Genomic DNA, 2593 nt, shown 5'->3' with positions numbered 1-2593 from the left:
CCCCCGCCCCGGGATTCCGGAGCAGGGAGCCCGCCGGCCGGACGTCGGGCGCCGGACGTCAGGCGCGGCAGGTCCCGGTGGACCAGTCGACGGTCGCGGCGGCCTGCGAGTACTGCCACTCGGGGCCGAGCAGGTCGCGGTCGAGCTGCGCGGCCGCGCCGCGGCTCTCGACGATGTAGCCGAAGTCCTGCAGCCAGGCCGGGTACAGGTTCTTCGAGCCGATGTAGAAGGCCGAGTCGTCGACCGAGACCAGCTTGTGGTGCAGCGCGTACGGGTGCCCGTCGGCCCAGGTGGCGGTGGGGGCGGCGCGGAAGGAGGCGAGCTGGAGGTTGCCGCAGAGGGCCGCGGCGGCCTTGCCCTGGTCGCCGGTGAGCGCGGTGAGCCGGGCCTTCAGGACGTCGCTGATCTCGACGAGGGACTTCATCTGCGAGTAGCCTCCGCTGCCCACGGTGCCCCGGTTGGCCGGGTCGCTGACCACGATCCGCACCTTGACGCCGGCGGCCAGCTTGGCGGCCAGCGTGTCGTAGAGCCGGGAGTCGTAGCGCGAGAGCGGCGGGCAGGTGCCGTTCAGGTCCTGCTGGGAGATCTCGACGTGCCGCTGGGCGCTGCCGACCAGGGCGCGCAGGGCGTTCTCCTCGGGGTTGACGGTCTCGTAGTCGCGGTCGGCGTTGGTGTTGTCGTGCAGGGTCAGCGGGCCGCACTTGGCGTCCGCCGCCCCGGGGACGGGACCGGGCTGGTAGCGGGAGGAGGGGTCCGCGTCCTTGATGCCGACGCCGAGGCCGCCGACGGCTATCACCGGGACGTTCCCGGCGGCGGGGGCGGGCGGGTTGAGCTCGCGTTCGATCGACGGGCGGCAGGCGCCGCCGTCCGAGGAGGCGAACCACGCGTTGTCGAGCAGGCCGGTCCGGCCGCAGGTCCACTCCCACAGGGTGTCCAGGTAGCGGCCGGCGGAGGTCGCGGCGGGGCCGGTGAGCGCGAGGTCGACGTCCGAGACGGGGTGCGCGGTGTCGAGGTAGTCCTTGCTCCAGCCGTTGATGCCGCCGGTGAGGACGGTGCGCCCGTCGACCACCAGGAGCTTGGAGTGGTTCCAGGAGAAGGCGGTGCGCGAGGCGGTCATCGAGGCGATGTTGAGGCTGACCGAGGAGGCGGCCGGTCCGAGCTTGGCGACCAGCTCGTCCCGGTAGCGCGACGGCAGCACGTTGGCGTTGTACAGCGGCGCCGCGCCGACCAGGATGCGCACGACCGGGCGGTGCCCGGCGGCGACCGAGGCCTTGAGCCCGGCGACCAGGGCCTCCTCGAATCCGCCGTCGGGGAACGGCGCGAGGCTGGAGACGTCGACGGTCCGGGTGGCGGCGGAGACGTCGGCGGTCATTTTCGCGAGCAGCGCGCGGGTGCCGGGCCGGTCGGCGCAGGTGGCGTCGCCCCAGCAGGCTGGTGTCTGGAACAGCCAGTCGGCGGGGCCGCCGGCCCGGTCGGCGCCGGCCAGGGCGTTGCCGTCGGTGCGCTGCCAGACGGTGCCCTCCAGGCCGGGCGACACCTGGCGCAGCACCTGCTCGACGGCGTCGAGGTGGGCGGTGTCCGTGCCCTGCGCGGGCGCGGAGTCGGCGTGGGACGGCGCGACCGGCAGGACGGTGAGCAGGGTGCTGGCCGCGACGGCGGCGAGGGCACCACGCAGAGCGCGGCGGGGTCGGCGGGAGCCGGGTCGGTACACGTGAGGATCCTTCAGAACATGGCAGGCGTCGTGCTGTTCGCCTACGAGACACCCAGAGACTACCGGCTGGTAACAGGCCGTCAAACTTGGGCATGACAAGAGCGCGGACGGGCCCGGCCGACCCCGGCGAGATCCGGCCCACGCCCCTGAGCTGCACGACGCCGCCGGCCGAGCGACCGCGCAACCGTCCGGCAGCTGTTCGCCGCCCAGGGAGATCACGCCGCCGCGGGCGGTCGACGGAGGAGTACGAACATGCCGCCGCGCCGTTGCCGGAGGATCATGAAAGCAGTGGACGCGCCGGTCTCCGCGCCTCCCCGGATCCGCCGAGCCTGTCGGTCCGCTGCCAGGCCCCACCTCCTGGAGGTCCCCGTGAACAGCTCACCCGCGTCAAGTCCCGCCGGGCCGATCGTCGTCGGTACGGACGGCTCGGAGCCCGCCCGCAGGGCCGTGCTCTTCGCCCTTCGCGAGGCACAGCTGCGGAGAGTCGGCGTACGGGCCGTCTGCGCCTTCGGCGGCCGGCACGCCGATCCGCCGGACCGGGCCATGACGGGCTGGTTCCGCCCGAGCGGCGATCCGGAGCCGCATCTGCACGACGCCGTCGCCCGTGAGGTGACGGACCTGGTCGAGGAGCTGCGACAGCAGGTCGGCGAACCGTATGTCGAGGTCGAGGTGCGCTGCGAGCACGGCCGCCCCGCTCAGGTCCTGCTGGAGGAGAGCCGGGACGCCGGCCTGCTGGTGGTGGGCACCCGCGGTGCCGGCCGCTGGGGCCGGCTCGCCCTCGGCTCGACCAGCACCGAGATCGTCCACCACGCCCGCCTCCCCGTCGTCGTCGTACCACCCGAACCCGGAGCCGCACCCGGGTGAACCCCTGCGCCCGGCGTC

At 74.0% G+C, this 2593-nt stretch carries 2 protein-coding genes; one reads left to right on the top strand and one right to left on the bottom strand.

What is annotated here, in order from left to right:
* Positions 1 to 58: 58 nt before the first annotated feature.
* Entirely contained in the window at positions 59 to 1711 is a 1653-nt protein-coding gene (locus ACIQOV_RS36690) for a phospholipase (RefSeq protein WP_401055131.1), read from the bottom strand.
* 369 nt (positions 1712 to 2080) lie between these two features.
* Here ACIQOV_RS36690 and ACIQOV_RS36685 point away from each other — a divergent pair, with 369 nt between their 5' ends.
* Positions 2081 to 2575 (top strand): universal stress protein, encoded by a 495-nt coding sequence (locus ACIQOV_RS36685; RefSeq protein WP_401055130.1) that lies wholly within the window; start codon positions 2081 to 2083, stop codon positions 2573 to 2575.
* Positions 2576 to 2593: the final 18 nt, after the last annotated feature.

Origin of the sequence: Kitasatospora sp. NPDC091257 (genome assembly GCF_044757675.1) — a bacterium.
Classification (GTDB): domain Bacteria; phylum Actinomycetota; class Actinomycetes; order Streptomycetales; family Streptomycetaceae; genus Kitasatospora; species Kitasatospora lactacystinica.
This window is presented reverse-complemented; position numbering and strand designations above follow the sequence as displayed.